Genomic DNA, 25950 nt, shown 5'->3' with positions numbered 1-25950 from the left:
CGGATAAGCACCACGCCTATCCGCCGTTGTTGATCCCGTGCTGTGCAACCCGCCGGGTTACTCAGCAGCAGGTTTGCGCCGCTTCAGCGGGGCCAGGCCGTCCTGGCTGACCAGCACCGGCGTATCCGCCTTGGGCTTGTTGATGGTGTTGCGCTTGCTCGGCGCCTTGGCTGCTGGTTTTTTCGCCAGCTTCTTGCCGGTTTTCGGGTCGACCTTTTTCTTTTTCGGGCCAACCGCCTTGCCAGATGCCTTGAGGTTTTTCGGGCCCTGGTAGATGCCCTTGAGGTCCTTGATGTTGCGGCGTTCGAAGCGCTGCTTGAGGTAGCGCTCGATGCTCGACATCAGCGCCCAGTCGTTATGGCAGATCAGCGAGATCGCCAGACCTTCAGCGCCGGCACGACCGGTACGGCCGATGCGGTGCACGTATTCGTCGCCGGAGCGCGGCATATCGAAGTTGATCACCAGATCCAGACCGTCAACGTCCAGACCGCGAGCGGCCACATCGGTGGCCACCAGAATTTTCACCGCGCCCTGTTTAAGGCGGTCGATGGCCAGCTTGCGGTCCTTCTGATCCTTCTCACCGTGCAGCACGAAGACCTTGAACTCCTTGGCCACCAGCTTGCCGTACAGACGGTCGGCCTGGACTCGGGTGTTGGTGAAGATGATCGCTTTCTCGTAGGTTTCGTTGGCCAGCAGCCAGTCAACCAGGCGCTCTTTGTGGTGGTTGTGGTCGGCGGTGATGATCTGCTGACGGGTGCCCTCGTTAAGCTGGCTGACGCGGTTGAGTTGCAGGTGCTCAGGGTCTTTCAGCACCTTGCCAACCACTTCACGCAGCGCCGCACCACCACTGGTGGCGGAGAACAACAGGGTCTGGCGCGCGGCATTGCACAGTTCGCCCAGACGCTGCACATCTTCAGCGAAGCCCATATCGAGCATGCGGTCGGCTTCATCAAGCACCAGCACTTCGACCTCATCAAGCAGCAGGTTACCGGCGTTGGCGTGTTCGATCAGACGGCCTGGCGTGCCGATCAGGATATCCACCTTGCGCAACATCGCAGCCTGCACCTTGAAGTCTTCCCCACCGGTAATCAGACCGGCCTTGAGGAAGGTGAACTGGGCAAAACGCTCGACTTCCTTGAGCGTCTGCTGGGCCAGCTCGCGGGTCGGCAGCAGGATCATCGCGCGCACACTCATGCGCGGCTGGGAAGCGCCATCGCCGAGCAGGCGATTGAGCATGGGCAGCACAAAGGCCGCCGTCTTGCCGCTACCGGTTTGCGCAGTTACCCGCAGGTCTTTTCCTTGCAGCGCCAGCGGAATGGCCGCCAACTGCACCGGGGTGGGCTCGACAAAGTTAAGCTCGGCCACGGCTTTGAGCAGGCGTTCATGCAGGGCGAATTGGGAAAACACGGGCATACCTCGACAAAAAATCAGCAATACAGCGGCATAGATTACCGGTTCTGCCGGCTAAAAGCCCGAACGGCCTGGCCAATGGCGTCTACCGCCAGGTTTGTGCGGCGGCCATGTGAAGCTGAAACAGCGCAGACCGACGCCTTCGGTCAGGCCACTACGCATGCACTGCGTTGCGCCGGTAGAATGCGCGCCGCCCTTCAATCCCGGATGGCATGGGTTCCCTAACCCCATTCAGCAAAAAGGTTAAGACATGCTCATTACTGCCCCTCAGCGCCTGCGCAATGCGCTTGTGGCCCTGGTGCTGTTCCACATTCTGATCATCATCGCCAGCAACTACCTGGTGCAGCTGCCGATTACCCTGTTCGGCTGGCACACCACCTGGGGCGCATTCAGCTTCCCGTTTATCTTCCTGGCCACCGATCTGACCGTACGCCTGCTCGGCAAACAGGCGGCGCGCCGGGTGATCGCCCAGGTGATGCTACCGGCGCTGCTGATTTCCTACATCGTCTCGGTGCTGTTTCAAGAGGCCAGCTTCCGCGGCTTCGGCGCCTTGCTGGAATTCAACGAGTTCGTTCTGCGCATCTCCATCGCCAGCTTCCTCGCCTACGTGCTGGGGCAGATCCTCGACATTCAGGTATTCGACCGCCTGCGCCAGCTGTCGCTGTGGTGGGTAGCGCCAACCGTGTCGACCATCTTCGGCAACCTGCTGGATACCTACACATTCTTTTCGGTGGCGTTCTGGAACAGCAGCAACCCGTTTATGGCCGAACACTGGGTGGAAATCGCTACGGTGGATTACGGGGTCAAGCTGGCGGTCAGCCTGCTGCTCTTCGTGCCGCTCTACGGCATGCTGCTCAATGCCATACTCCGCGTCATGACCGCCACCACGGCGAAGTCGGCCTGAGGAACCTTAACGTCAGGCCGATCTCCAAGGTTCATACCCCGCTACGGAGTTCCGCCATGTCCCGTTCGCTGCCCCTGTTATTAACCGGCCTTGGCCTGGCGCTAGCGCTCGCCAACGTAGAAGCCGCGCCCAAACATGACAAAGCCCATAAACATGGCGATGACAGCGAGGTGCGCGTCGACTTGCGCGGCCCGAGCATCGACATTGGCCAGGTGCGCATCATCCTGGGCGATAACCGCGACCTGATCGGCCCAGCCCAGTCTCTGCCACCGGGTATTCGCAAGAATTTGGCGCGCGGCAAGCCCATGCCGCCGGGCATCGCCAAGCGTTTCGACAATCGCTTGCTCGGCCAACTGCCGCACTACGAGGGCTATGAGTGGCGGCAGGCTGGCACCGACGTGGTGCTGGTAGCTCTGGCGACGGGGCTGATCTACGAAATCCTGCAGAACGTGCTGGATTGAAGATCGCCAGGAAACTTTGCCCCCTATTGCCACTCCACTGATCAGGGGCTTCAGCCGAGCCCTACGCCGGTGTTTGGGGGCTTAGCATGAAACCCACCTTGATCTACTACGTGGCCGCCAGTCTGGACGGTTATATCGCTCGCCCGGATGGCCGGGTCGATTGGCTGGAGGCCACCCAGGCCTCTGGCATCGACCATGGTTACCACGCCTTCTATGACGGCATTGATGCGCTGCTGATGGGCCGCATGACCTTCGATACCCTGATGGATTTCGAGGGCGACTGGCCTTACCCCGGCAAGCCCTGCCGGGTACTGACCCGTCGCCCGCATGAACAATTGCCCGAGAGCGTGAGCATGCATCACTGCACACCTATCGAAGCGCTAACGGAGCTGGCCGAACAGGGCCATCAACGTATCTGGCTGGTAGGCGGTGGCTCACTGGCCGGCAACTGTTTTGCTGCCGGCTTGCTCGACGAACTGGTGGTGAGCGTGGTGCCTTATCTGCTGGGTGCCGGTATTCCGATGTTCTCCAGCGGGCTGGAGCGCAGCCTGAAACTGCATGAACAACGCAGTTTCAGCAGCGGCGTGGTACAGCTGCATTATCAAGTACTGCCGGAAAGCCCTGTGGACAATGGCCTATAAGCCTTGTCGTGCCTGCTTGAGCAGCAGGCGCGCACTGTCCCAGCCGACCAGCAGCACAGCCAGCCAGATCGGCAGGAACGTCAGCCATTGCGCGCTATTGAACTGCTCGCCGAGAAATAGCAGCGCCACCAGAAACAGCAGCACCGGCTCGACATAACTGAGAATGCCGAACAGGCCCATTGGCAGCAGCCGACTGGCAGCCATCATCGCGGCAAAGGCCAACGAGCTGAGAATCGCCAGCCCCGGCAGCAGCCACCACAACTGCGGCGCCTGGGTGAACAGCTGCGGCGGGCTCCATTGCAGCACCAGCCAGATCGCCACCGGCGCCATAAACAGCATCTCGAAGGCAAAACCGGACAAGGCATCCAGGCGCATCCAGCGGCGCAGCATGAAATACGGCGGGTAACCCAGCACCGTGACCATCACCACCCAGGAGAACGCCTGGGTCAGCCACAGCTCATGGGCCACACCGAGCAACGCGCAAAACACCGCCAGACGCTGCAACGGCCGCAGCCGTTCGCCATAGAACACCCGCCCGGCCAGCACCATCGCCAGCGGCAGGAGGAAATAGCCCAGCGACACTTCCAGCATGCGCCCCGCCAGCGGCGCCCAGACAAACAACGCCCACTGGATGCCCATCAGCAGCGCCGCCAGCGGCAGGCTTGCCAGCAGCAACGGCTCACGGCGCACACGGCCGCAGGCGGCAAGTAGCACGGGCCATTGCCGCGACAAGGTGATCAGCAGCAACACCGCCGGCATCGACCACAACACCCGCTGGGCAAACACCTGCAAGCCATCAAGGGGGGCCAACAGCCCGACATAGCCCGGCACCAGGGCAAACAACCCCGAAGCGATAATCGACAGCGCCACACCGCGCCCAGACAGCTGCATACACCACCCTGCTCAATCAGACCTCAGCATCTTGCCTCGCTTGTAGTTAAGACCACAGCCACAAAGCGACACAGCTGGATACTGAAACACCCATACAGCCGAAAAAGCCAAGCGCCGCCCATAAAAAAGCCCGCACTGTAAGAGCAGCGCGGGCAGAGACGTCCAGGAGCGGCGGACGCCAGGAGAGCAGGATGCAGCGGTAAATCAGATGGCCTGGGCCAGTTGCGCCTTGGCCTGGTTCAGGCCCTTTTCCATAAACTCGCCGCCCAGGTTGAGGCCTTCGGCGTGGATAAAGCTGACGTCGTGGATACCGACAAACGCCAGCGCCTGACGCAGGTAAGGCTCCTGGTGATCCTGACTGCCGCCGGCATAGATACCGCCGCGCGCGGTCAGCACAAAAGCACGCTTGCCGCTGAGCAGACCTTGCGGGCCGGTTTCGGTGTATTTGAACGTGACCCCGGCACGCAGCACGTGGTCGAGCCAAGCCTTCAGGGTGCTGGGAATGGCAAAGTTGTACATGGGCGCTGCCAGCACCAGCACATCGGCGTTCAGCAGCTCATCGGTCAACAGATTGGAGCGCGCCAGCGCCGCTTGCTCCGCGTCGCTCTGCTGCGCAGCGGGGGTCATCCAGCCACCCAGCAGGTTGGCATCCAGATGCGGCACCTGGTCAACCGCCAGGTCACGCACCTTGATCTGATCAGCGGGGTGCGCCGCTTGCCAGTTGGCGATAAATTGCTCGGTCAGTTGACGGGAAACTGAACCTTGTTGGCGGGCGCTGCTTTCAATTACCAAGACATTAGCCATGTTGTGTGCTCCATCGAAGGGGTGTTGAGCGTCGATGGGCAAAGAATATGAGCACCAGGATCGATTAAAAAGCGCAAATATCCGCACTAAACAATCGAATAAATTGATTTATTCACAATCCAGGCTTAGTCTCAGGCTTGTTGCGACAACAGCTTTAGCTAGCTGACTTCGCAGGTCAGTTTGATCCGCAGCTTGATAATGCTGCGGCTGAACTTCACCGCCAGGCTGCTGCTTTCACCAGCCGGCAGGCTGACCTTGCGAGTACGCGGGGCTTCCGGGCCGTTGCGAAATACCGCCGTGCACTTGGCGTCCGCACGGCCGTAGTTGTACAGCTGCAAACCGCCCATGTTGTGATCGATTTCCTGGGTGGTGGCCGCCACTTCGGCACCGTTGAGCTGTTTCTCCACCTCGATCGGGTAGGCCATTACAGTCAGCGGCAGGCAGGCCAGCAAGGCGCAACAGAGCTTTTTCATCAGGGCAGTCTCCGGCAAAAGACGGCCAGTTTAGGTTGATTGAGTCAGCATTTGCACCCTGGAACTTGAGCAAGCACAGGAACCGAATATGAAAGCCCCCCGCGTAACCCTCGACCAATGGCGCACCCTGCAGGCGGTGGTCGACCACGGCGGTTTTGCTCAAGCCGCCGAGGTGCTGCACCGCTCGCAATCCTCGGTCAGCTATACCGTGGCGCGCATGCAGGAGCAGCTGGGCGTGCCGCTGCTGCGCATCGACGGGCGCAAGGCGGTACTCACCGAAGCGGGTGATGTGTTGTTGCGCCGCTCACGCCAACTGGTCAAGCAGGCCAGCCAGCTGGAAGACCTGGCCCACCACATGGAACAGGGCTGGGAAGCCGAAGTGCGCCTGGTGGTCGATGCCGCCTACCCCAACGCGCGCCTGGTACGCGCGCTGACCGCCTTTATGCCGCAAAGCCGTGGCTGCCGTGTGCGCCTGCGCGAGGAAGTATTGTCCGGCGTGGAAGAAGTGCTTAAAGATGGCATGGCCGACCTGGCCATCAGCGCACTGAACATTCCCGGCTTTCTCGGTGCGGAAATGAGCACCGTCGAGTTTGTCGCCGTGGCCCACCCGGAACACGCCCTGCACCGTTTGCAGCGCGTGGTGACGTTCCAGGACCTGGAAGCCCAGATGCAGGTGGTGATCCGCGACTCCGGCCGCCAGCAACCGCGTGATGTCGGCTGGCTCGGCGCCGAACAACGCTGGACGGTCGGCAGCCTGGCCACAGCAGCCAACTTTGTCAGCAACGGCCTGGGCTTTGCCTGGCTGCCGCGCCACCTGATCGAACGTGAACTCAAGGACGGCCTGCTCAAACCGCTGCAGCTGGAGCAAGGCGGCAGCCGCAATCCGCTGTTCTTTCTCTACTCGAACAAGGACAAACCCCTGGGCCCGGCCACGCAGATTCTCGTCGAGCTGATCCAGCGCTTCGATGCCGCCCCGTTGAATGCAGCCTTTGCTGCGCCACTGCCCTCCGCTTGAGAGGAATTTGTGCATGCCATTTTTCGATAACGACGACTGCCAACTGCACTACGAAGAGTACGGCCACGGCGCGCCGCTGCTGCTGGTTCACGGCCTTGGCTCCAGCACCCGCGACTGGGAATACCAGATTCCCGAACTGGCCCGCCACTACCGGGTGATCGCCCTCGATATGCGCGGCCACGGCCGCTCGGATAAACCGCGCGAGCGCTACAGCATTCAGGGGTTTGCCGAGGACGTAGCCGCGCTGATCGAACACTTGCAACTGCAGCCGGTGCATCTGGTGGGTATTTCCATGGGCGGCATGATCGGCTTTCAGCTGGGTGTGGATCGCCCCGAACTGCTGAAAAGCCTGTGCATCGTCAACAGCGGCCCGGAAGTGAAAGCGAAAAGCCTGCGCGACTATATCGAGATCGGCAAACGCTGGAGCCTGTCGCGCCTGCTCAGCCTCGATACCATTGCCAAAGCCCTGGGCAAACTGCTGTTCCCCAAACCCGAGCAGGAAGAACTGCGGCAGAAAATCCTGCAACGCTGGCCGCAGAACGACAAGCGTGCTTACCTGGCCAGCCTGGATGCGATTATCGGCTGGGGGGTGCGGGAACGCCTGAGCCGGATCAGCTGTCCGACTTTGGTGGTTACGGCCGACCGTGATTACACCCCGGTGGCGCAAAAGCAGGCGTATGTCGATGAACTGCCCAATGCCCGCCTGCTGGTGATCGAAGACTCGCGCCACGCCACACCGATGGATCAACCCGAATATTTCAACCGCAGCCTGCTGGCCTTCCTTGCGGAAGTCGAACAGGCCGCTCCGACTGCCACCCAACAATAAGGACGCCCTGCATGTTCAAGACCCTTACCCTCGCCGCCTGCTCCATCCTGTTTGCCGGCAGCCTGCTCGCCGCCGAAAACCCGAAAGTGCTGCTGACCACCAGCCTTGGGGACATCGAGATCGAGCTGAATGCCGAGAAAGCGCCGATCAGCACCGCCAACTTCCTCGCCTACGTCGACAGCGGCTACTACGCCGGCACCCAGTTCCACCGCGTGATTCCGGGCTTTATGGTGCAAGGCGGCGGCTTCGATGCCGACATGCAGCAGAAAGACACCCAGGCACCGATCAAGAACGAAGCCGACAACGGCCTGCACAACGTGCGCGGCACCCTGGCCATGGCCCGCACCCAGGTGCGCGACTCAGCCACCAGCCAGTTCTTTATCAACCACAAGGACAACGCCTTCCTCGACCACGGCTCGCGTGATTTTGGCTACGCCGTATTCGGCAAGGTGGTGAAAGGCATGGACGTGGTCGACAAGATCGCCCAGGTGCCGACCGGCAACCGTGGCGGCCACCAGAACGTACCGCGTGAGCCGGTGCTGATCACCGAAGCCAAACGCCTGTAAGAACCTGTTTACGATCTGCTGCGCGTCGGCCCTACTGCGTTAAAAACAGGCGAGTAATGCTCATGTACAAAAGTACACTCCGCTTCCTCGCCGTTTTGACCAGCCGAAGGCTGTTACTAACGTAGCGTCTTGTATGGCTCTAGCTCGCGAGATCGTAAGCACGTTCTAAAAACACCAGCCGTCAGTTGCGCGCATGGGCCAGGTGAAACTTCGCCACCCCATCCAACTGCGCCAACTCATCAGCCATGTCGCTGATCCGCGCACTCTTCTGCCCGTCCACCGCCACCGCAACAAAGCGCCACTCCAACTGGCCCTGCTCGAAATTCACACTGAACGAGCCCCCGGCAATCACATAACCGCGTTCACGGGCGATGCGCCGCAGCGTGGCCTCCTCCGGCCGCACAAACCCCGGTGCAAAACGCAGCACAATGGCAATCGCCGGCCGCGACGGCAGCCGCGCCTCCAGCTTGGCACCCCACATCATCAACCCGGCACCGAGAAAACCGATACCGGTGACCACCCCCTGAATCACCCGCGTCGGGTCGACCCCGGCCAGCGAGTGATCCCCCAGCCAGTGCTGCGGATAGATACACAACACCGTCAGCGCACAGGACGCCATGCACACCATGCCGTAGGTGCGCATGCCCGCCGCACGGCCATGGTAGGAGCGCTCGTAGCCCACCAGCAGCCCCAGCAGCAAGGCACCGAGCATATTGATAAACAGGGTCAGATTGACCGCCACCCCCGGCAGCAGCCAGAACTTATCGAGCAGAGCCCATACACTCACACCACACCTCGCGCAGCAGCAAACCTGCTCTGAGCGTAGTTGCCGCGCCGACAACCTGCGCGAGCTGGCTAACACCACACGACCTGTAGGAGCGGGCCATGCCCGCGAAAATCTCAGCCCTGCCGATACGGCAATAAACTGCGCGCATCCTCGGCATAGCCGCGCACACCCTGCTGTTCTTCCGTGAGAAAGTTCGCCACGGCCGCACGCAGGCCGGGGTGGCAGAGGTAGTGCCAGGAGTGGGTCATGACCGGCTCGAAACCGCGAACCAGCTTGTGTTCACCCTGGGCGCCGGCATCGAAGCGTTGCAGGCCATGGCTGATGGCGTACTCCATGCCCTGGTAGAAACAGGTTTCGAAGTGCAGCCGATCAAACTCCGCCAGACAACCCCAGTAGCGCCCATACAGGCTGTCGCCGCCGACCAGGCTAAAGGCCATGGCTACGGGGCGGCCGGTCTGATGGGCCAGCACCACGCGGATCATCTGCGGCATGCGTTCGGCCAGCAGGCTGAAAAAGGCACGGGTCAGGTAAGGCGACTGGCCGCGTACCCGGTAGGTATTGGCGTAGCACAGGTAGACGAAATCCCACTCGATTTCACGCAACTGATGGCCTTCGCGCCACTCGAACTCGATACCCTGCCCCGCCACCTGCTCACGCTCCTTGCGCATCTGCTTGCGTTTGCGCGAACTGAGGGCGTCGAGAAAATCCTGAAAATCCCGGTAACCCTGATTGCGCCAGTGGAACTGACAGCCCAGACGCTGCAACCAGCCGTCACGGCCGTGCAGCAAGGCATTTTCAGCGTCGGTGGTGAAGTTGATATGCAGGCTCGACAAACCCTGTTGCTGCAGCCCGGCGCTCAGGCCATCGAGCAATTGCCCAACCGCCTCGGGCGCGCCCAGCAGGCGCTGACCGGTAACTGGAGAGAAGGGAATCGCGCCGAGCAGCTTGGGGTAATAGTCGATGCCGGCGCGATGGCAGGCATCAGCCCAACCATGGTCGAACACATACTCGCCATAGGAGTGGCTTTTCACATAGCCCGGCATGGCCGCCAGTAGCTGCCCCTGCGCGTCCAGCAACGCGGCATGAGCTGGCTGCCAACCAGTGCGCCCACCGACACTGCAGCTGTCCTCCAGCGCTGCGAGAAAGGCGTGCTGCAAGAACGGCTGCGGCTCCGTCAGCAGGCCATCCCACTGGCTGGCGGTCACGTCATGGATGGCGGTCAGGCAGGTCGGCAACATGGGCAGCTCAGTCGGGCTCTGTGGCGGTCAGACAAGGCTGCACTATAGCGTCAAGCCAGGCGCGGTTGCCGCTGCGAATGCTCGGCAACCGCGCCTACCCTTCAATCAACGGCGAGTGGCCTTGTGGTTGATCATGTAAGGCAGCTTATTGTTAGCCATCTTGCCCAGCTCCTTGCGGTCGATGCTGGTGTAGCCGCCCAACTCACGGGCCTTGAAACCGCTGTCACCAACCGGGCTGTCGGGGGCCAGGGCGACCATCAGCTTGGCAGCCTCGCCAATCGCATCGCGGTAGTCACCCTTGTCACGCAAATCGTAGTCGCTCAGGTTGAGCTGTTCACGCAGCCAGTTACCCCAGTAGAACTCCAGAACCTCCGGAGCCACATCACCCGAACGCGGTTTGTCGTAGGCCACCTCACGGGTGAAATACACCAGCGCGCGGTAGGGATCATCACCCAGTGTGGCCAGGCCAAGCTGGGCCGGAATCTGCTCTGGAGTAATCGCCTGACCTTGACCGTCCTTGAGCCAGACCTTGCGCGCGGCCTGCATGCGCTGCCAGAAGCTGGCCAGGTCCTGGCTGTCGCTGAAGTTGTCCGTCACCTTGACCCACATCGGCAGCGTTGCGCCGCCTTCGGGCTGCTCCCACAGGGTGGTGAACGTATGGTGTCCGTCGGTCAGGTACAGCCGGCCCTCAGGGCCGATCACCACGGTTTTCATCTCGCTGCTGTGCGAGCCGACAGCCCCCTGACAACTGAAACTGTCCGGCCGATGCAGGCTGGCACCCTTTGGCACCTTGCTGCTTTCGCCCTGACCGTTGGCCTCGCAGTACTCGTCGAACAGCTTGTTCGGCTCTTTGCTAAAGCGCCCGAGCTTGTAATAGATCTGGTCATACCCCACCACCGCTTGGGTCGGGTGCAACTGCTCAAGACGGACCTGTAGCAGCTCACCCGGTTTAGCCGCGCGGTAATCCTCGGCCACGACCACGGTGCTCAACCCCGTCATCAGTAACAACAGCGCATACACGCGCATCGGTTCTTCCCCCATAAAAATTGCGAAAAAAAGCCCCGCACGATGCGGGGCTCAAAGATAGGAGCAGCAGTGAAGCGATGTTGCTTAGAAAACGTACTGCAGACGGCCGATGATGGCTTTGCCGTCGTCCTGGACATTCTTGCCGCCTACCTGACGGGTGGTGTCGATGTTGTCCACTTCGTAGTCAACGTAGTTCAGGCTCATACGTACAGCTGGGGTGGCGAAGTAGTTGACACCCACCACCATGGCGCTGGCTTCGAACTCATCGCTGGCATCCGCAGCCACGATACCGGCCAGACCCAGGTTGCCCGGGATGGCGGTCGCATCGGAGTCGATAGTCGTGCTCTCGTAGCGAGCGAATACTTCCCAGGTGCCTTTCATGTCAGTCGGTTTGTCCCACTTGCCGTCGCTACCCTTGTAGCCACGGGCGGCACCGATCATGTAGGAAACCTGCGCGCTGTAACCGCTCATTTCCACATCGGAATCAGCACCTACAAGGTTCTCACCGGTAATGCTGCGCTGGAAGTATTCAGCCTGACCACGCAGGCCACCGAACTGAGCGCCCGACTCCAGTACCCATTCGCTGTCTTTGTCAGCTACACGCACATCGCCGAAGGTCAGGCGGAAATCGTTGTCACTGCGGATACCCATGCGGGTACGGGCACGAGCGCGGTCATCATCCGAGCTGCTGTCGTGGTAGTTGGCCGCCAGATGAACTACGTCAGTGCCATTCAGGTACGGTGCCCAGTGAGCGCGCAGGGTGTAACCGAACAGCTCGTCGTTGCCATCGGACTCAAAGTTGTTGACGTTATCGCTGTCATCGTAGGTCGCAACCTGAGCCATCAGACCGTAGTTGTCGCCCGAGTGCTTAACGTTCAAACCGAACTGAGCATCCTCGTCACCGTGCAGGAAGTCGTACATGAATGGACGCTCGATGGCAGTGATCCACGACGAGCTGGTGGTGCCCTCCAAGCCGTAGTCAACGCCGAAACGGCCAACAGTGAAGGTGGCCAGATCCAGGCCGGTGTAAGTGATATAGGCGCGGTCAACAGCAGTCTCGGCACCATCAGCAGAACCGTCATAGCTCAGACGCAAGCCCCAGCCCCAGTCCTTATAAGCCACACCTTCCAGACCGATTTCACCGCGACGGATGTAGGTGTTGAAGGTGTCATCGAACGGGTTGTTCTGATCGGCTGCCTGCAGGCCGTCAAAGTTGGTGGCATCCCACTGCAACTTGCCGCCCAGTTTGAAGCTAAATTCTTTGTCGGTAGTGGCGACTTCCAGGCCACCCTTGGTCTTGATCACGAGATCGGCGCCGTCAGTGGTGACAGTACCGGCGAAAGCCTGGGCGGAAACGGCCAGGGCCAGAGCGCTGGTAGCGAAGCCGGCCATTACTCCACGAAAGCTGTGCTTACGGATCATCGAAGATTCCTCTAAATGGACTTTTAAGTGTTGAAAACACCCGAGCGCTGGGGCTCGTTCGTGCTGGAGGGAATCTTGGCGGCGGGATATTTCAGGGCAGTTGCTGATATATAAATATTTGATTACAGCGGAACTTTTTACTCCCTTTGCCTATAAGCAGTGGAAAGCGCTCTAGGCCGCTGCTTTGCCGACGGCCCACCACCCTTGCAGCAGCGGGCCGTAGTGGGCTCAGGGCTGCTGACGCAATGCCCGGTCAAGCCAATAGTCCAGGCTCAACCAGCGCCCAGCGCCGCTGAAAAACAGCGCTACCAGCATCACCAGGTAAGTGGCGGCAAACTCGATGCCGTTGTTCAGCACCACCAGTTTGCCGCTGCTGGTCAGCCAATCGTAATTGCCGTGCTGTTGGAGCAGCTCGCGGGCGCGCTCGAGCTTGCCCACAGAGTCCATAACCCGTTCATTGGCGAACGGCGCGCTGGCATCGGCAATCGCCTGCCAGCCATAAGGCAGATGCACGGCAAAGATCGCCACCAACATGGTGACGATCAGGGGGATACTCACCCAACGCACTGCCAGGCCGAACAACAGCAGCAGCGCCCCGCCCGCCTCGGTCAAGGCCGCAGCCCAAGCCAGCAGCTCGGGGAATGGCAAACCCAAGCCCCAATCCGGGTTGCCAAACCAGGCGGCGGTGGCGTCGATATCGGCCAGCTTGTGCATGCCGGCCATCCAGAACACCGGCACCAGGTACAAGCGCAGCAGCAAGGGCCCGAGAACATCCAGGCGACGGCTAGCGTCCAGGGCGTCCTGGAGGCGATTGAAAAAGCTCAGCATGGTGAATCTCCACAAACCGGTGCGAGGCACCGAAGGTCAGGTACAGCGAGGGTTTCAAGGACGCCAGACAGCCTGGCTCTGCCACTCATCCAGTAAAGTTTGAGCGTTATTGAAGTACTGCGTATCGGCGCTCAGGCCATGCTGCTGGGCCAGCGCCAGCAACACCGCATCAGCCGCTTCGCCGGCCTGCAGACGCGCCGCCAACTGGTAGGAAAACGGGCTTAGCTGCATAAAGCGCACCTTCTCCTGCCCATCGCGCCAGACCAGCAGACAGGTCGGTTCAGCCTCTGGCTCACTGGGCTGGAAGTCGGCGCCAATACGCTGCACCGGCCACCGATACGCCAGCGGCCAGGCCAGTGGCGACCAGCCCTGTGCAGGCAGCTCGGCTTCGCTGACATCCAGCGCCAGCTCGACCCACTCGTAATGCGCCAGCTCCAACATAAACGGCGGATCGCCCGCTTCGGCGACATAGCCCTGCTGCAACCAGGCGAGAAACTCCTGGCTGATCTGCAAGAAATACGGCGTGCGCGCCTGATGCTCGGCAATAAAACTGCCTACCAGGCGCTGCCAGCGACGGGCCTCGATCAGCCGGTGCAGCACCGGGAAGGCCCCGCGAATAAAGCCTTCGATATTGTTGAAGAACAGCGCTTCATAGACCGCCATCCGCTCGGCCGAAATGCCCTCCAGCAACGGCTGCGCTGCCGGCTGGCGAATCCGCGCAGCAAACGCGCGTTGTGCCTCAACACCGCTCATGTGCCGTACCCTTTCAGCGGAGTAGCAGCTGCTTGCAGCTGACGAATCTGCGCCACCTCAGCATACAGCTCAGCAATCGGCGGGAAGTTGAAGTCGCGCTCCAGCAAGGTCGGGCGCACACCGTGCACGGCATAGGCCTGCGCAAGCAAGGCCCACACCGGGTCGATTACCGGCGCGCCGTGGGTGTCGATTTTCAGATCATGGGCCTCATCGTAATGCCCGGCCACATGCAGATAGGCGATGCGCGCACTGGGCAGGCTGGCGATATAAGCCTGCGCATCGAAGTTGAAATTGATGCTGTTGACGAAGACGTTGTTCACGTCCAGCAACAGCTGGCAGTCGGCCTCATCCAGCACCGCGCGAACAAAAGCCGCCTCATCCAGCTCACCCGGCAACTGCGCGTAGGCTGAAACGTTCTCGATGATCAGCGGCCGCTCCAGCACGTCCTGCACGGTGCGCACGCGCTCGGCAATGCGCTGCACCGACTCCCCGGAAAACGGCAGCGGCATCAGGTCATACAGCTGGCCATGGTCGGCGCAGGCCGACAGATGCTCGCTGTAACCGCGCACGCCATGCAGGTCGAGAAAGCCCTTGATGGCCTTGAGCAGCTCGAGATCCAGCGGGGCAAAGCCACCGAGGTTGAGGGACAGACCATGGCAGAGCAGCGGCAGGCGCTCGCTCAGGGCACGCAGCTGCTTGCCCAGGCGCCCGCCGACACCGATCCAGTTCTCCGGTGCCAGTTCGAGGAAGTCCACCTCGTCTGCGCTGCACGCCTGCAGCGCACCGAGCAGGCCGCGACGCAGGCCCAGCCCGGCACCGTTAACGAAATCCATCTGCATGTTCTGCCCCTGCACTCGGTCCTTTACTCGGCTTTTTTCTCGCCGCCGCACTTGCCTTCACCGCATTTGCCCTCGGCATCGGCCTTGGCTTCGCCACCGCATTTACCTTCGCCACATTTGCCTTCGCCTTCGGCTTTCTTCATCTCGCCGCCGCATTTGCCCTCACCGCAGTTGCCTTCGGCGGATTTCTCGCCGGCAGCCAGGCTGTAGCCGCTGCTCAGTTCCTGTGCGGCAAACGGGTTGCTGGCGGCCTGTACGGTGAATGCGGCGCTGCTCAGCAGTACTGCGCCCAGGGATGCAACAACAGTGTTCAGGTGGTTCATGGCAACTCTCCAGTGTGGTTTGCAGTGGTGGCCGATTGGCTACCTCGGCCCAATAGACGCGGCTGACAAGTGGTTGTTACAGGTCATCGGAAAAAAATTGGCAATTCGTCGTCAACAATACCAGCGGCCACTACGCAACCTGAAGGAACGGCCCTGGCTCGCGGGCAAGCCGCCACCTAGCCAGAGCCGGCTCAACGGCACGGGGCCAAGCCCTTCATCAGCCAACGGCGTTCATACCCGGCCAACCCTAGAAGATTTTTGCCGACGGCCAACTGATCCGGCACACTACGCCCCCCGAGCAAATGCTCGTTTTCCAGCTTGCAGACTCCGTATGACCCGATCTCCGCTCCGCCGTCTCGTTTTTGGCACCCTGCGCCGCGTGCTGTACCTCTGGGTGCGCTCGGAAACCATCAACCAGTCCGCCTTTACCCTCAAGCTCGACCGCAGCAAGCCGGTGTTCTACGTGCTGCAACAGCCGTCGCTGAGTGACCTAGCGGTGGTCGATACCGAGTGCCGCAAGGCCGGCCTGCCACGCCCGGTGCTGCCGGTGGCGGTGGGTGAGCTGCTGGAGCCTGCCGCCTTCTTCTACCTGACCCCGGAGCCCGATTGGCTCGGCCGGCAGGACAAACGCGGCATCTCGCCGACCCTGCAACGCCTGGTCAGCGCGCTGAGCCAGCATGCCGTGGACGATGCGCAGATCATTCCGGTCAGCGTGTTCTGGGGGCAGTCGCCGGACCGTGAAACCAGCCCGTGGAAGCTGCTGTTCGCCGACAGCTGGGCGGTTACCGGGCGCTTGCGCCGGCTGGTGAGCATCCTGATTCTCGGCCGCAAGACCCGCGTGCAGTTCTCCACACCGATTCACCTGCGCGAGCTGGTCGAGCAGGACAAAGGCCACGAGCGCACCTTGCGCATGGTCCAGCGCATCCTGCGCGTGCACTTCCGCAACCAGAAATCCGCTGTAATCGGCCCGGACGTGTCGCACCGGCGCAACCTGGTCAAGGGCCTGGTGCACGGCCCGCAGGTGCGTCAGGCGATCATCGAGGAAGCCGAACGCGAAAACATCAGCCTGGAGAAGGCCGAAAGCCAGGCCCTGCGCTATGGCAACGAAATCGCCTCGGACTACACCTACACCGCCATTCGCTTCCTCGAACTGGTGCTGAGCTGGTTCTGGAACAAGATCTACGACGGCATCAAGGTCAACCATATCGAAGGCGTGCAGGAAGTCGCCCAAGGGCACGAAGTCATCTATGTGCCCTGCCACCGCAGCCATATCGACTACCTGTTGTTGTCCTACCTGCTGTTCCGCAATGGCCTGACACCGCCGCATATCGCTGCCGGCATCAACCTCAACATGCCCGTCATCGGCGGCCTGCTGCGCCGTGGCGGCGCGTTCTTTATGCGCCGCACCTTCAAGGGTAACCCGCTGTACACCGCCGTGTTCAACGAATACCTGCACACCTTGTTCAGCAAGGGCTTCCCGGTTGAGTACTTCGTCGAAGGCGGCCGCTCGCGCACCGGGCGCATGCTGCAACCGAAAACCGGCATGCTGGCCATCACCATGCGCAGCTTCCTGCGCAGCAACCGCCTGCCAGTGGTGTTTGTGCCGGTGTACATCGGCTACGAGCGCGTGCTGGAAGGCCGCACCTACCTGGGCGAGCTGCGCGGCGCGAGCAAGAAGAAAGAATCGATCTTCGACATCTTCAAGGTCATCGGCGCACTCAAGCAGCGCTTTGGCCATGTCTGGGTCAACTTCGGTGAGCCGATCAAGCTGGCGGAATTCCTCGACAGCGAGCAACCAAACTGGCGCGAGCAGGACTATGGCACGCAGTACCGTCCGGCCTGGCTCAATGAAGTCACCAACAACCTCGGTGAGCGTGTGGCCCAGCACCTCAACGAGGCGGCAGCGATCAACCCGGTCAACCTGGTGGCCCTGGCGCTGCTCTCCACCAGCAAGCTGGCCCTGGACGAACGCGCCCTGTCGCGGGTGCTCGACCTCTATCTGGCCCTGCTGCGCAGCGTGCCCTACTCGCCGCACACCACCCTGCCAGACGGCAACGGCCAGGCGCTGATCGAATACGTGCAGAAGATGGACCTGCTCGCCGAACAGAAGGACGCCCTCGGCAAGATCCTCTATCTGGACGAGCAGAACGCCGTTCTGATGACCTACTACCGCAACAACGTGCTGCACATCTTCGCCCTGCCGGCGCTGCTGGCGAGCTTCTTCCAGAGCAGTTCACGGATGAGCCGCGAGCAGATCCTGCGCTACACCCGCGCGCTGTATCCCTACCTACAAGCCGAACTGTTTATCCGCTGGAACCTGGATGAGCTGGACGCTGTGGTCGATCAGTGGCTGGCCGCCTTCGTTGAACAGGGCCTGCTCAAACTCGACGGCGACATGTACGTGCGCCCGGCCCCCAGCTCGCGTGAATTCGTTCTGCTGACTCTGCTGGCTCGCGCCATCGTGCAGACCCTGCAACGCTTCTATATGGCCACCGCCCTGCTGCTGAATGCCGGCCAGAACGCCATCAGCGCCGAAGAACTGGAAGACCTCTGCACCGTAATGGCCCAACGCCTGTCGATCCTGCATGGCCTCAACGCCCCGGAGTTCTTCGACAAGAGCCTGTTCCGCCACTTTATCCAGAGCCTGCTCGACCAGGGCGTGCTGCGTCAGGACGAAGCCGGCAAGCTCAGCCACCACCCGCTGCTCAGCGAACTGGCCGAAGGCGCCGCCAAGCGCGTGCTGCCGGCGGAGATTCGCCTGTCGATCCGCCAGGTGGCCATGGACCGCAACGTGGATGTCGCCGAGCCGGTGTAAACCACGGTGATTGTAGGAGCGGCCCATGGCCGCGAATAAGGCATGCCCGGCGACCTTATCGCGGGCATGGCCCGCTCCTACCGTTTGCGAGACGTGCATAACCCTAGGATCGACCACAACCGCCCGCCGCCATGCCTTCAGACAACGATCAAACCAGCAAACCCTCCCGCGCCGAGTTTCACCAGGCCAACCAGGCCCGCGCTGAAGCCGAAGCGCAGCGCCTGTTGGCGGCCAAGGCCGAACTGGGCGTGCGCTGGCTCAGTTGGGTTGCCGCCGAGCTGTACGCGTTAAAACCTGCCGCCTATGCGCAAATGGTGCGCCGCGAGTTGCAGCGTTTAAGCGCAAAACACTAGAGCCCGGTTAATGCTCAGTCTTGTGCGTCAGCACACGGCGCTTGCGGTGCTTGTCCTCGGCCAGTTTGTAGGCGACGTAGTACTTGTAGATATTGCCGACATAATCGACCGTCTCGCGGCCGACCACCCGCGCTGCCGCGTGCTCGACATTGCCGAACCAGACGTTTTTGTCCAACCCTGACTTCTCCGCCAAGCGGCGAAACTTGCGCAGGTTGCCGGGCCCGGCGTTGTAGGCGGCAAAGCTCAGCAGGGTCTTGTTCATCGGCGTCAGTTCGGGGTCGTCCAGGTACTTGTCGGCCAACACGCGCATGTACTTGCTGCCCGCTTCAATATTCTTGTCGGCGCTCTTGTCGATGCCCTTGATGCCCACCACCGGGTCCGCCGCCGTGGTCGGCAGCAACTGCATGATGCCCACCGCGCCACGCGGGCTGCGCGCCGCCTGATTGAGCTGCGACTCCTGATAACCCTGCGCCATCAGCATCAGGTAATCGAACTCATAGGTGCCGGCGTGTTTCTCGAACAAACCGACCAACTCGTTGAATTTCTTCAGCTCCGCCTCGCTGGCGGCATTCAGCACGCGCTTGCTGTTCTTCACATACTTGTTGCGCAAGCTATTGCCAAACGCCGTACCGGCCTTGTGTTTGCTCACAAAAGCCGCCAGCTCCTGCTTGAGCAATGGGCTGCTCTTGCGGATCGCCCAGGCAAACTCCGCGCCCTCATGGATATAGAACTCATCATGAATCTGCAGCTTGCTATACAGCGGGCTCCAGGCCTCGGCGATATAGCGGTCGACCACAATGGCATTGAGCAGCCCGGCATTGAGCATTTCCAGCAGGTCCTCGGACTCCAGGTTCTCATCCGCCGCGATGATCTTGATCAGTTTCAAACCGCGCGCCTTGAACTGCCGGTTGATCGCGACCAGGTGCTCGAAATAGCTGCTTGAGGCGCGCACCATCACCTCTTGCCCGGCCAGATCCTCCAGCTTGCTCAGCGGCGCACTGGCCGGCCCGGTAATCACCGCCTCACGGATATTACTGGCGAACGGCGCGGCGAAATCCACGGTTTGCAGCCGCCCCTCGGTAATCGTCAGACCACCAGCGGCGATATCGCCACCACCGCTGAGCAACCGCGGCATCAGCTCATTGCGCGCCACCGGAATAAACATCACCTGCCAGCGCAGCGACTTCTGCGGATAGGGATGCCTGGCGTTAAGCCACGCCTCCAGCGCCTTGCCCAACTCATAGCTGATGCCCTGCTGGCGGCCGCGATCGACCATAAAGAAGGTCTTGCTGTACGGCACCAGCACCCGCACCAGGCGACGCTCACGCATACCATCAAAGTCGCCGATCCAGTCCTCCGGCACCGGCAGCACCAGGTTATCCACCTCGGCTTCTTCGGCCTCATCGAGTTGCGTCGACATCCAGTCAAACAGCCCGGCCTGCGCCACAGGGCTGACCATCCACAGCCACAGCGCCGCCAGCACACACCCGCCCATCCTTCGGTAACCCTGCATAACCACTCCCCGCCTAAGCCGTTGCTTAACGCCGTGGCTAAATACTGGCCCAGGCCCTGCGACTGTGCCAGGCGCACACGGATGCAGATTTGCCTGCGCGCTACACTCCGTTAAGCTCCAGCAACTGCTCTCCCTCCCACCGTACAAGGATGCTCATCATGCTTCGTCTACTCTCCCTCGCCGCCGGCCTTGCCCTGTCCAGCAGCGCCTTCGCCCTGTCGCTGGCCGACCTTTCGCAAAGCGACGCCAGCGGCGGCCTCAAGGACGCCCTCACCCAAGGCGCCAAAGTGGCCGTGCAGCAACTGGGCAAACCTGGCGGTTTCAGCAACAACCCGGACGTGCGCATCGAACTGCCGGGCAACCTCGGCAAAGCCGCGAAAACCATGAAGATGATGGGCATGGGCGCGCAGGTTGATCAGCTTGAAGCGAGCATGAACAAAGCCGCCGAAGCCGCCGTACCGCAAGCCCAGGCGCTGCTGGTGGACTCAGTGAAGAAGATGACCGTACAGGACGCCAAGAGCATCCTCAGCGGGCCGCAGGACTCCGCCACCCAGTACCTGAACAAGACCAGCCGCGAACAGATCCGCGCCAAGTTCCTGCCCATCGTCAAGCAAGCCACCGACCAGGTCGGCCTGGCCAAGCAATACAACAGCTTCGCCGGCCAAGCCGCGAGCTTCGGCGTGATCGACGCGAAAAGCGCGAATATCGAGAACTATGTGACTGAGCAGGCGCTGGATGGCCTGTTTGCGATGATTGCTGAGCAGGAAGCCAGCATCCGTGAGAACCCGGCTGGGGCGGCGACAAGCTTGGCTAAGAAGGTGTTTGGGGCGTTGTAAGAAGGGTTGGATAGATGTGAAAAAGCCAGACCTTGGGGTCTGGCTTTTTTCATGCTGGAAATCCAATTCAGTGAACAGGTAACCCGCTGACTTTATTCAAAATATAAAAATCAAGCCTTAGGCTGGTCATCAGAGTCCGCATTTGAGTCAAGCACTCCTTGGATAGCAAGGCCTTGCTCCACTTTCTGTGCCTGCTCAGCAATTATTCTTTTATTGCTAGATGCTAACTTCTCAGCCATAGCGGAGAACCCTGGAAGTTTAGACAACGACTCAACAGCCTCACTTAATTTTGCACTCTTTTCCAGAGCCTCCATAAAGGGATGATCAGTTTTATTGTAGTCCGTGATCAACTTACCCGGATTCTCAGAGCTAACCTGCAACAAATTAAACAACAACCTTGTCCTCAACTCTTCTCTTACAGCAGTCTCACGAGGCAAACTTTCAATCTGAGTAGACAACCCGGAGAATGTTTTGCCCAAAACAGCCTTGTGGGTATATTCCTCTATTAACCGTTTAGATAAATTTAGTTTTTTATTAGAAGAATATGCAAACCAAAGAACAGGGAAATATAGCGGAAATATTGAAAATATCAGATTAGGCGTACCTTTAATAACCTGAACTATATCCATGCCTCGCCCAACAAGCAAATAAGCATCAACAGCAAAAGGAATACCAGATATTGCAATCATAGCAAATATCGCCCAACCAAAACTTTTTGCGTACTTACTTTGAGCAACAATTTCATCATCTGCTTTTTTCTCATAGGCAGCACTTAGACCCGCCGCCATACTACCGGGCAAAAGAGCTGTAAGCTCATCATCCACGGTCTTTACCCTTAAAGCAGAATCTCCAATCAATTTATCAAAGATTTCCTTTTGTTCGCCAAGCCGTTCACTGTAGTCATCAAGTACCGTTTTAAGCATTTCCTCAACACTTACACCAATGGACTCGGCTCTTTCCTGTAGCTCCCCATAGGCATTATCTAAAAGCTCTCGAAGCCCCTCTTCTCTTTGAACAGTACCATCTTCCGCTTTAACATCGCGTCCAAAAATCTCAAAATATATATCTTCTATGGCACCCCGCCTCTTCAGTGCATTTTCCTGAAGAACAGTAAGGTCCTTATGTAGAGCAGCAGCCTTTACAGACAGCTCTCCAATACCATCTACTTGAGCAACCAAAGAATCCTGCCGCGCAACAACCTTTTCAAGAGCAGATAATTTCTCGTACGACTCGGCAATAGCTGCATCCACAGCAACCTTTTGCTGAGTTATAGATTCGTACTGCGACCTTAACTCAACAATAGACTTAGCAAGAAATTCACCTTCAACATTAAGTTTATTTCTTATTTCTACGACCTGAGAAACCTCCTCCCCAGCCAACACCTTATAAGAGTCAACCTCGCTTAATGTAGAGGCTATACTCGCAACCAGTTCTCGCACTTGAGTTTCAAGATCTCTAGAGTTACTTGCCGCTACTCTGGCCTCTTCCTCAGAATCTGTAACTTTATGCTGAATAGCACCTTCAAGCTCTGAAAACCTACCAAGAGACTGATTACTAAAAGAGCTTAACCTACTATTAATATCAGACTTAAAATTTTCAAACTCATCACGACCAATACCTAGAATAGACAAACCCACCTCCAAACCAGATTAAATAAAAAATAAACTCACCAGCATCTTAGAAACCACTCATGCATTAAAAATTATAATGCCTGCGCCCCTCTGCACTTCGGATACTGCGAACAGCCCCAAAACTCTTTACCAATATTCGCCCCACGCTTTGCTACTCGTTTTTGCATAGCCGAGTTACAAACAGGACAATTTGGCGCACTTTTTTGTGCAGGTACGAAGCGAGCTGGAGCCGGGGGAACAGCCGAGGGCTCGGGTTGAGCGGTACGTGAAGTAGAGATCCAGCGATTAAGCTCTGGGCCTTCCACCAAGCGGATATTGCGGCCACTGGCAAAGCTCTTGGCATCTGCGGTAAAGCTGCCGGAAGTCACTACAAAGCCACCGGTAGCGCCTTCTGCGGCGATCAACCCAAAGAATTCACGTACCACTGCAACGCCAACCTTGGTCGCTCGCCACTGCTTGCATTGCACCAGATGCTTTTCGCTGCCTTTGTGCAGAATCAGGTCAATACCGCCATCCGGGCCGTTGCCGCCGGTTTCCGTCACGGTAAAGCCCTGCCGGCGAAATGCCTCGCCAACCAGTTGCTCAAACTGCTGCCAGTTGATGCCATCAACCGTTTTGCCGGGGCGTGTGGCATTGGTAACGTCGTCCAGCAACTTGCGCCGCTTGGTGCGGGCGAATACCGAGCCAATCGCACCCAAGATAAATGCCACAGGCACGATGTATTGCAGAAACATGGCGAAGGTTCGCCACATTTGCCCGGTCATGGCCGAGGCAAACTGCTTGGGATCAGTGGCGGTAGGCGGTGGGCTGATGGCAACGGAATGGAAGTACAGCCAGGCGGCCAAAGCGATCAGCAGGCTAAGCCACCAAGGTAGGCGTGAGGCGATAAAGATCAGGTCTTCGAAGGGGGATGTTTTGCTACGACGGGCCATCCTTGACTCCAGCAGTACGTGGCAATAAGCCATCAGCGATACCGGATCATGCCGCAAAGGTATGAGCAGGGAAACCCAAACGTTCACTACGTCACGTTTTCATTATCAGCGCGCGACTGCGGAGCGGTACCCCGCCTGCCTCTAACGCCCGCAGCACCTCCTTTGACTGCTACTACTGGTTTCGGCCTTACGCCGAGTTACTTTCTCTTTGCCCGCGCAAAGAGAAAGTAACCAAAGAGAAAGCGCGCCCGGCATCCGGGTTTCGCTGCGCTCAACTTCCCTCGCTACGGTGCTGTTCCGAGGGTCGGCAAGACGGGCCATCCATGGCCCGGCATGCCTCGTTTGGCATCCATGCCAAACGCCCCTCTCCACAACACCTACGCTCGGCCTCCTGACGGGATTCGGGGACCGCGTTGTTTGGGCGATTTGTGGGCTACAGAGCGAAAGGCAAAAGCAGAACGGAAAAGCCGAAGCAAAAGCATCGCGGGCAAGCCCGCTCCTACAGGGTCGGCGGATATTCGTAGGATGGGTTAATCCGCGCGATACCCATGTGGTTGATTGATTGGTACCGCTACGCTCCACCCATCCTACAAATCAAAAGCCAACTTGCTACACCGCCGAACCAATCCGCTCGCGCCAGGACAAACGCCCCATCAGCAGGCCGAGTGGAATCGTTGTGGAAGGGAACGAGCCGCATGGATGCGGCGAGAGGCGTAAAGGGCTAGGGACGGCCCTTGTACGCCGGCCCCTGGAGCAATGATGGAATGAGGGAAGTCGAGCGCAGCGAGACCCGGATGCAAGGGGCAAGACCTTTTGCTTACTTTTGGGGCGTTTGCCAAAAGTGAGCCGCCGTAAGGGCGGAACCAATATCCGAAACGCTGCAAAAGCGGCGTAAACAAAGACCAATCCAATAAACAACAAAGCTCGCGGCTAAAGCCCCTCCCACGGGCTGACAGCCTTCGTCAGGCGCAAAACAAAACCCCGCTAATCAGCGGGGTTTTGTCAGCCAAACGTCAGGCTTATTTCGCCTGCGCCACCAGCGTACCGTTGTGGTTACGGCTCCACTGCGGCAGCAGCGTACCAATCAACATCCCGGCCATGCTGAACAGCAGGCCCGCTAGCTGTGGCGGCCAGAAGGCAGCTTCGCTCCAGGTGGTTTCCAGGTAGATCCACGACACCAGGCCAAAGGCGATGGCCACCAGTGCGCCCTGGGTGGTCGCGCGCTTCCAGAACAGCCCGGCAAACAACGGCACCACGGCCGCCACCAGGGTCACCTTGTAAGCGTTGCCGACCATCTCGTAGATGCTCGCATCCGAGTACAGGGCAAAGCTCAGGGTGGCCACGGCGCAGAACACGATGGTGACGCGCATCAGCAGCAGGAACTGCTTGTCGTTAAGCACCGGCAAAAAGCGCTTGAGCACGTTCTCGGTCAGGGTCACCGACGGGGCCAGCAGGGTGCCCGAGGCGGTGGACATGATCGCCGAGAGCAGCGCACCGAAGAACATGATCTGGGCAAACAGCGGCGTCTTGTCGAGGATCAGCAGCGGCAGAATCATCTGCGAGTCTTCGGCCAGCCACTTCTCGACCAGCGCCGGGTCGATCATCGAGGCCGCGTACACCAGAAACACCGGCAGCATGCAGAAGCCGAGGTAGAACACCGCTCCGGCCATCGAGGCGCGGGCGGCGATGTTCTCGCTCTTGGCCGACATCACGCGCTGGTAGACGTCCTGCTGCGGGATGGAGCCGAGCATCATGGTCACCGCTGCGCCGATAAAGGCGACGATATCCTTGGGCTCGAAGGCATGCATAAAGGTGAATTTGCCATCACTGGCCGCCTTGTTGATCACCAGGTCGGCACCGCCAGCCATGTCGCTGAACAGCCAGACCAGGTAGATCAGGCCAACCACGATGATGATCATCTGGAAGAAGTCGGTCAGGGCAATCGACCACATGCCGCCGAACAGGGTGTACAGCAGCACGATAAAGGTGCCGAGGAACATGCCTTGGGTGGTGCTGATGCTGCCGTCGGAGATGACGTTGAACACCAGGCCCAGGGCAATCAGCTGCGCGGCGATCCAGCCCAGGTAGGACATGACGATGACCAGGCTGATGATCAACTCGACCTGCGAGCCGTAGCGCTTCTTGAAGTAGTCGCCGATGGTCAGCAGGTTCATCCGGTACAGCGGGCGGGCGATGATCAGGCCGACCAGAAACAGGCAGCCGAAGGAGCCGAACGGGTCTTCGACGATGCCGGCAAAGCCTTCTTCAAGAAAGGTAGCGGGGATACCCAGTACCGCCTCGCTGCCAAACCAGGTGGCGAACACCATGGCGGCGACGATGGGGAAGCCCATGCTGCGGCCACCGGAGGCGAAATCGCGGGTGTTGTGCACCCGGGTAGAGGCGTAGAAACCGATGGCGACAGTCACCAGCAGGTAGAGCGCAACGAACCAGATCAGCATGCTTTCCCGTTCCACAGACGTCAGCCCACCACATGCATGCCCCGCGCAGGCTGCGCAGGACGGATCGATGGGCTACAGGTTTTTGTTATGGCCATTCATGACGGGTAGCGCACGCGCCCATCAAGGTCGCGCAGTCTGGCAAATACGTAAAATATGTCAAACAAAAACGACGAAATGTAAGCAGATAATTCGTTTAATCGCCCT

At 59.7% G+C, this 25950-nt stretch carries 25 protein-coding genes; 9 read left to right on the top strand and 16 right to left on the bottom strand.

Features of this window, described 5'->3' with window-relative positions; all coding sequences use genetic code 11:
• Window positions 1-57: 57 nt before the first annotated feature.
• On the bottom strand, window positions 58-1407 hold the full coding sequence (locus ACSQ17_RS16070; protein WP_436069637.1) for a DEAD/DEAH box helicase: 1350 nt from the start codon (window positions 1405-1407) through the stop codon (window positions 58-60).
• Window positions 1408-1660: 253 nt separating this feature from the next.
• On the opposite strand from ACSQ17_RS16070, the gene ACSQ17_RS16065 reads away from it, so the two are divergent.
• From ACSQ17_RS16065 to ACSQ17_RS16055, 3 genes are all read left to right on the top strand, one after another.
• Window positions 1661-2314, top strand: a complete 654-nt coding sequence (locus tag ACSQ17_RS16065; protein ID WP_436069636.1) for a 7-cyano-7-deazaguanine/7-aminomethyl-7-deazaguanine transporter — start codon at window positions 1661-1663, stop codon at window positions 2312-2314.
• Between the two features lie 56 nt (window positions 2315-2370).
• Window positions 2371-2775: an anti-virulence regulator CigR family protein gene (locus tag ACSQ17_RS16060; protein ID WP_436069635.1), complete on the top strand. Its 405-nt coding sequence runs from the start codon at window positions 2371-2373 to the stop codon at window positions 2773-2775.
• A gap of 86 nt (window positions 2776-2861) precedes the next feature.
• Window positions 2862-3416, top strand: coding sequence for a dihydrofolate reductase family protein (locus ACSQ17_RS16055; RefSeq protein WP_436069634.1), 555 nt, complete (start codon window positions 2862-2864; stop codon window positions 3414-3416).
• Here ACSQ17_RS16055 and rarD read toward each other — a convergent pair.
• From rarD to ACSQ17_RS16040, 3 genes are all read right to left on the bottom strand, one after another.
• Window positions 3411-4307, bottom strand: a complete 897-nt coding sequence (rarD, locus tag ACSQ17_RS16050) for an EamA family transporter RarD (protein ID WP_436069633.1) — start codon at window positions 4305-4307, stop codon at window positions 3411-3413. The two genes, ACSQ17_RS16055 and rarD, sit on opposite strands and share 6 nt — an antisense overlap.
• A gap of 204 nt (window positions 4308-4511) precedes the next feature.
• A complete protein-coding gene (locus ACSQ17_RS16045) occupies window positions 4512-5111 on the bottom strand; it encodes an FMN-dependent NADH-azoreductase (protein ID WP_436069632.1) in 600 nt (199 codons plus the stop codon).
• Between the two features lie 158 nt (window positions 5112-5269).
• Complete coding sequence (locus ACSQ17_RS16040; RefSeq protein ID WP_422911533.1) at window positions 5270-5584, bottom strand: 3-phosphoglycerate kinase; 315 nt, start codon at window positions 5582-5584, stop codon at window positions 5270-5272.
• An 88-nt stretch (window positions 5585-5672) separates the two neighbouring features.
• Between ACSQ17_RS16040 and ACSQ17_RS16035 the strand changes: the two genes are divergently transcribed.
• From ACSQ17_RS16035 to ACSQ17_RS16025, 3 genes are read left to right on the top strand one after another with little or no spacing between them, the layout of a single operon-like run.
• Window positions 5673-6599, top strand: a complete 927-nt coding sequence (locus tag ACSQ17_RS16035; RefSeq protein ID WP_436069631.1) for a LysR family transcriptional regulator — start codon at window positions 5673-5675, stop codon at window positions 6597-6599.
• 13 nt (window positions 6600-6612) lie between these two features.
• On the top strand, window positions 6613-7425 hold the full coding sequence (locus ACSQ17_RS16030; RefSeq protein ID WP_436069630.1) for an alpha/beta fold hydrolase: 813 nt from the start codon (window positions 6613-6615) through the stop codon (window positions 7423-7425).
• An 11-nt stretch (window positions 7426-7436) separates the two neighbouring features.
• A complete protein-coding gene (locus ACSQ17_RS16025; RefSeq protein ID WP_233684024.1) occupies window positions 7437-7991 on the top strand; it encodes a peptidylprolyl isomerase in 555 nt (184 codons plus the stop codon).
• A 181-nt stretch (window positions 7992-8172) separates the two neighbouring features.
• On the opposite strand, the gene ACSQ17_RS16020 is transcribed toward ACSQ17_RS16025, so the two are convergent.
• From ACSQ17_RS16020 to ACSQ17_RS15985, 8 genes are all read right to left on the bottom strand, one after another.
• Window positions 8173-8778, bottom strand: coding sequence for an MgtC/SapB family protein (locus ACSQ17_RS16020; protein WP_436069629.1), 606 nt, complete (start codon window positions 8776-8778; stop codon window positions 8173-8175).
• Between the two features lie 113 nt (window positions 8779-8891).
• Entirely contained in the window at window positions 8892-10016 is a 1125-nt protein-coding gene (locus tag ACSQ17_RS16015; RefSeq protein ID WP_436069628.1) for a GNAT family N-acetyltransferase, read from the bottom strand.
• Between the two features lie 105 nt (window positions 10017-10121).
• Complete coding sequence (locus ACSQ17_RS16010; protein ID WP_436069627.1) at window positions 10122-11042, bottom strand: ParB/Srx family N-terminal domain-containing protein; 921 nt, start codon at window positions 11040-11042, stop codon at window positions 10122-10124.
• An 84-nt stretch (window positions 11043-11126) separates the two neighbouring features.
• Entirely contained in the window at window positions 11127-12464 is a 1338-nt protein-coding gene (locus tag ACSQ17_RS16005; protein WP_436069626.1) for an OprO/OprP family phosphate-selective porin, read from the bottom strand.
• A 228-nt stretch (window positions 12465-12692) separates the two neighbouring features.
• Complete coding sequence (locus ACSQ17_RS16000; RefSeq protein WP_436069625.1) at window positions 12693-13292, bottom strand: HvfX family Cu-binding RiPP maturation protein; 600 nt, start codon at window positions 13290-13292, stop codon at window positions 12693-12695.
• 54 nt (window positions 13293-13346) lie between these two features.
• The gene (locus ACSQ17_RS15995; protein WP_436069624.1) at window positions 13347-14045 is read right to left on the bottom strand and encodes an HvfC family RiPP maturation protein; all 699 of its coding nucleotides are present in this window, start codon (window positions 14043-14045) and stop codon (window positions 13347-13349) included.
• Window positions 14042-14884 (bottom strand): HvfB family MNIO-type RiPP peptide maturase, encoded by an 843-nt coding sequence (locus tag ACSQ17_RS15990; protein WP_436069623.1) that lies wholly within the window; start codon window positions 14882-14884, stop codon window positions 14042-14044. The genes ACSQ17_RS15995 and ACSQ17_RS15990 overlap by 4 nt, the downstream gene beginning before the upstream one ends.
• Before the next feature lie 23 nt (window positions 14885-14907).
• Complete coding sequence (locus ACSQ17_RS15985; protein WP_436069622.1) at window positions 14908-15207, bottom strand: HvfA family oxazolone/thioamide-modified RiPP metallophore; 300 nt, start codon at window positions 15205-15207, stop codon at window positions 14908-14910.
• A gap of 331 nt (window positions 15208-15538) precedes the next feature.
• Here ACSQ17_RS15985 and plsB point away from each other — a divergent pair, with 331 nt between their 5' ends.
• Window positions 15539-18022 carry a glycerol-3-phosphate 1-O-acyltransferase PlsB gene (plsB, locus tag ACSQ17_RS15980; RefSeq protein WP_436069621.1) on the top strand — a complete coding sequence of 828 codons (2484 nt, stop codon included), beginning with the start codon at window positions 15539-15541 and terminating at the stop codon, window positions 18020-18022.
• A gap of 131 nt (window positions 18023-18153) precedes the next feature.
• Window positions 18154-18375: a hypothetical protein gene (locus tag ACSQ17_RS15975; protein ID WP_436069620.1), complete on the top strand. Its 222-nt coding sequence runs from the start codon at window positions 18154-18156 to the stop codon at window positions 18373-18375.
• 7 nt (window positions 18376-18382) lie between these two features.
• Here the strand turns inward: ACSQ17_RS15975 and ACSQ17_RS15970 are convergent, their stop codons facing one another.
• Window positions 18383-19834, bottom strand: coding sequence for a transglycosylase SLT domain-containing protein (locus ACSQ17_RS15970; protein ID WP_436070503.1), 1452 nt, complete (start codon window positions 19832-19834; stop codon window positions 18383-18385).
• A gap of 212 nt (window positions 19835-20046) precedes the next feature.
• On the opposite strand from ACSQ17_RS15970, the gene ACSQ17_RS15965 reads away from it, so the two are divergent.
• Window positions 20047-20724: a DUF4197 domain-containing protein gene (locus tag ACSQ17_RS15965; RefSeq protein WP_436069619.1), complete on the top strand. Its 678-nt coding sequence runs from the start codon at window positions 20047-20049 to the stop codon at window positions 20722-20724.
• Window positions 20725-20834: 110 nt separating this feature from the next.
• Here the strand turns inward: ACSQ17_RS15965 and ACSQ17_RS15960 are convergent, their stop codons facing one another.
• The 3 genes from ACSQ17_RS15960 to ACSQ17_RS15950 all read right to left on the bottom strand — a co-directional run bounded on the left by ACSQ17_RS15960 (window position 20835) and on the right by ACSQ17_RS15950 (window position 25746).
• Window positions 20835-22355, bottom strand: coding sequence for a hypothetical protein (locus ACSQ17_RS15960; protein ID WP_436069618.1), 1521 nt, complete (start codon window positions 22353-22355; stop codon window positions 20835-20837).
• Between the two features lie 71 nt (window positions 22356-22426).
• Window positions 22427-23287 (bottom strand): restriction endonuclease, encoded by an 861-nt coding sequence (locus tag ACSQ17_RS15955; RefSeq protein WP_436069617.1) that lies wholly within the window; start codon window positions 23285-23287, stop codon window positions 22427-22429.
• A gap of 1019 nt (window positions 23288-24306) precedes the next feature.
• Window positions 24307-25746 (bottom strand): sodium:solute symporter family protein, encoded by a 1440-nt coding sequence (locus ACSQ17_RS15950; RefSeq protein WP_436069616.1) that lies wholly within the window; start codon window positions 25744-25746, stop codon window positions 24307-24309.
• Between the last annotated feature and the right edge of the window lie 204 nt (window positions 25747-25950).

Source organism: Pseudomonas sp. LjRoot71, assembly GCF_964253255.1.
Classification (GTDB): Bacteria; Pseudomonadota; Gammaproteobacteria; order Pseudomonadales; family Pseudomonadaceae; genus Aquipseudomonas.
The sequence above is the reverse complement of the archived record's forward strand: the minus strand, read 5'-3'. Positions and strand labels throughout refer to the sequence as shown.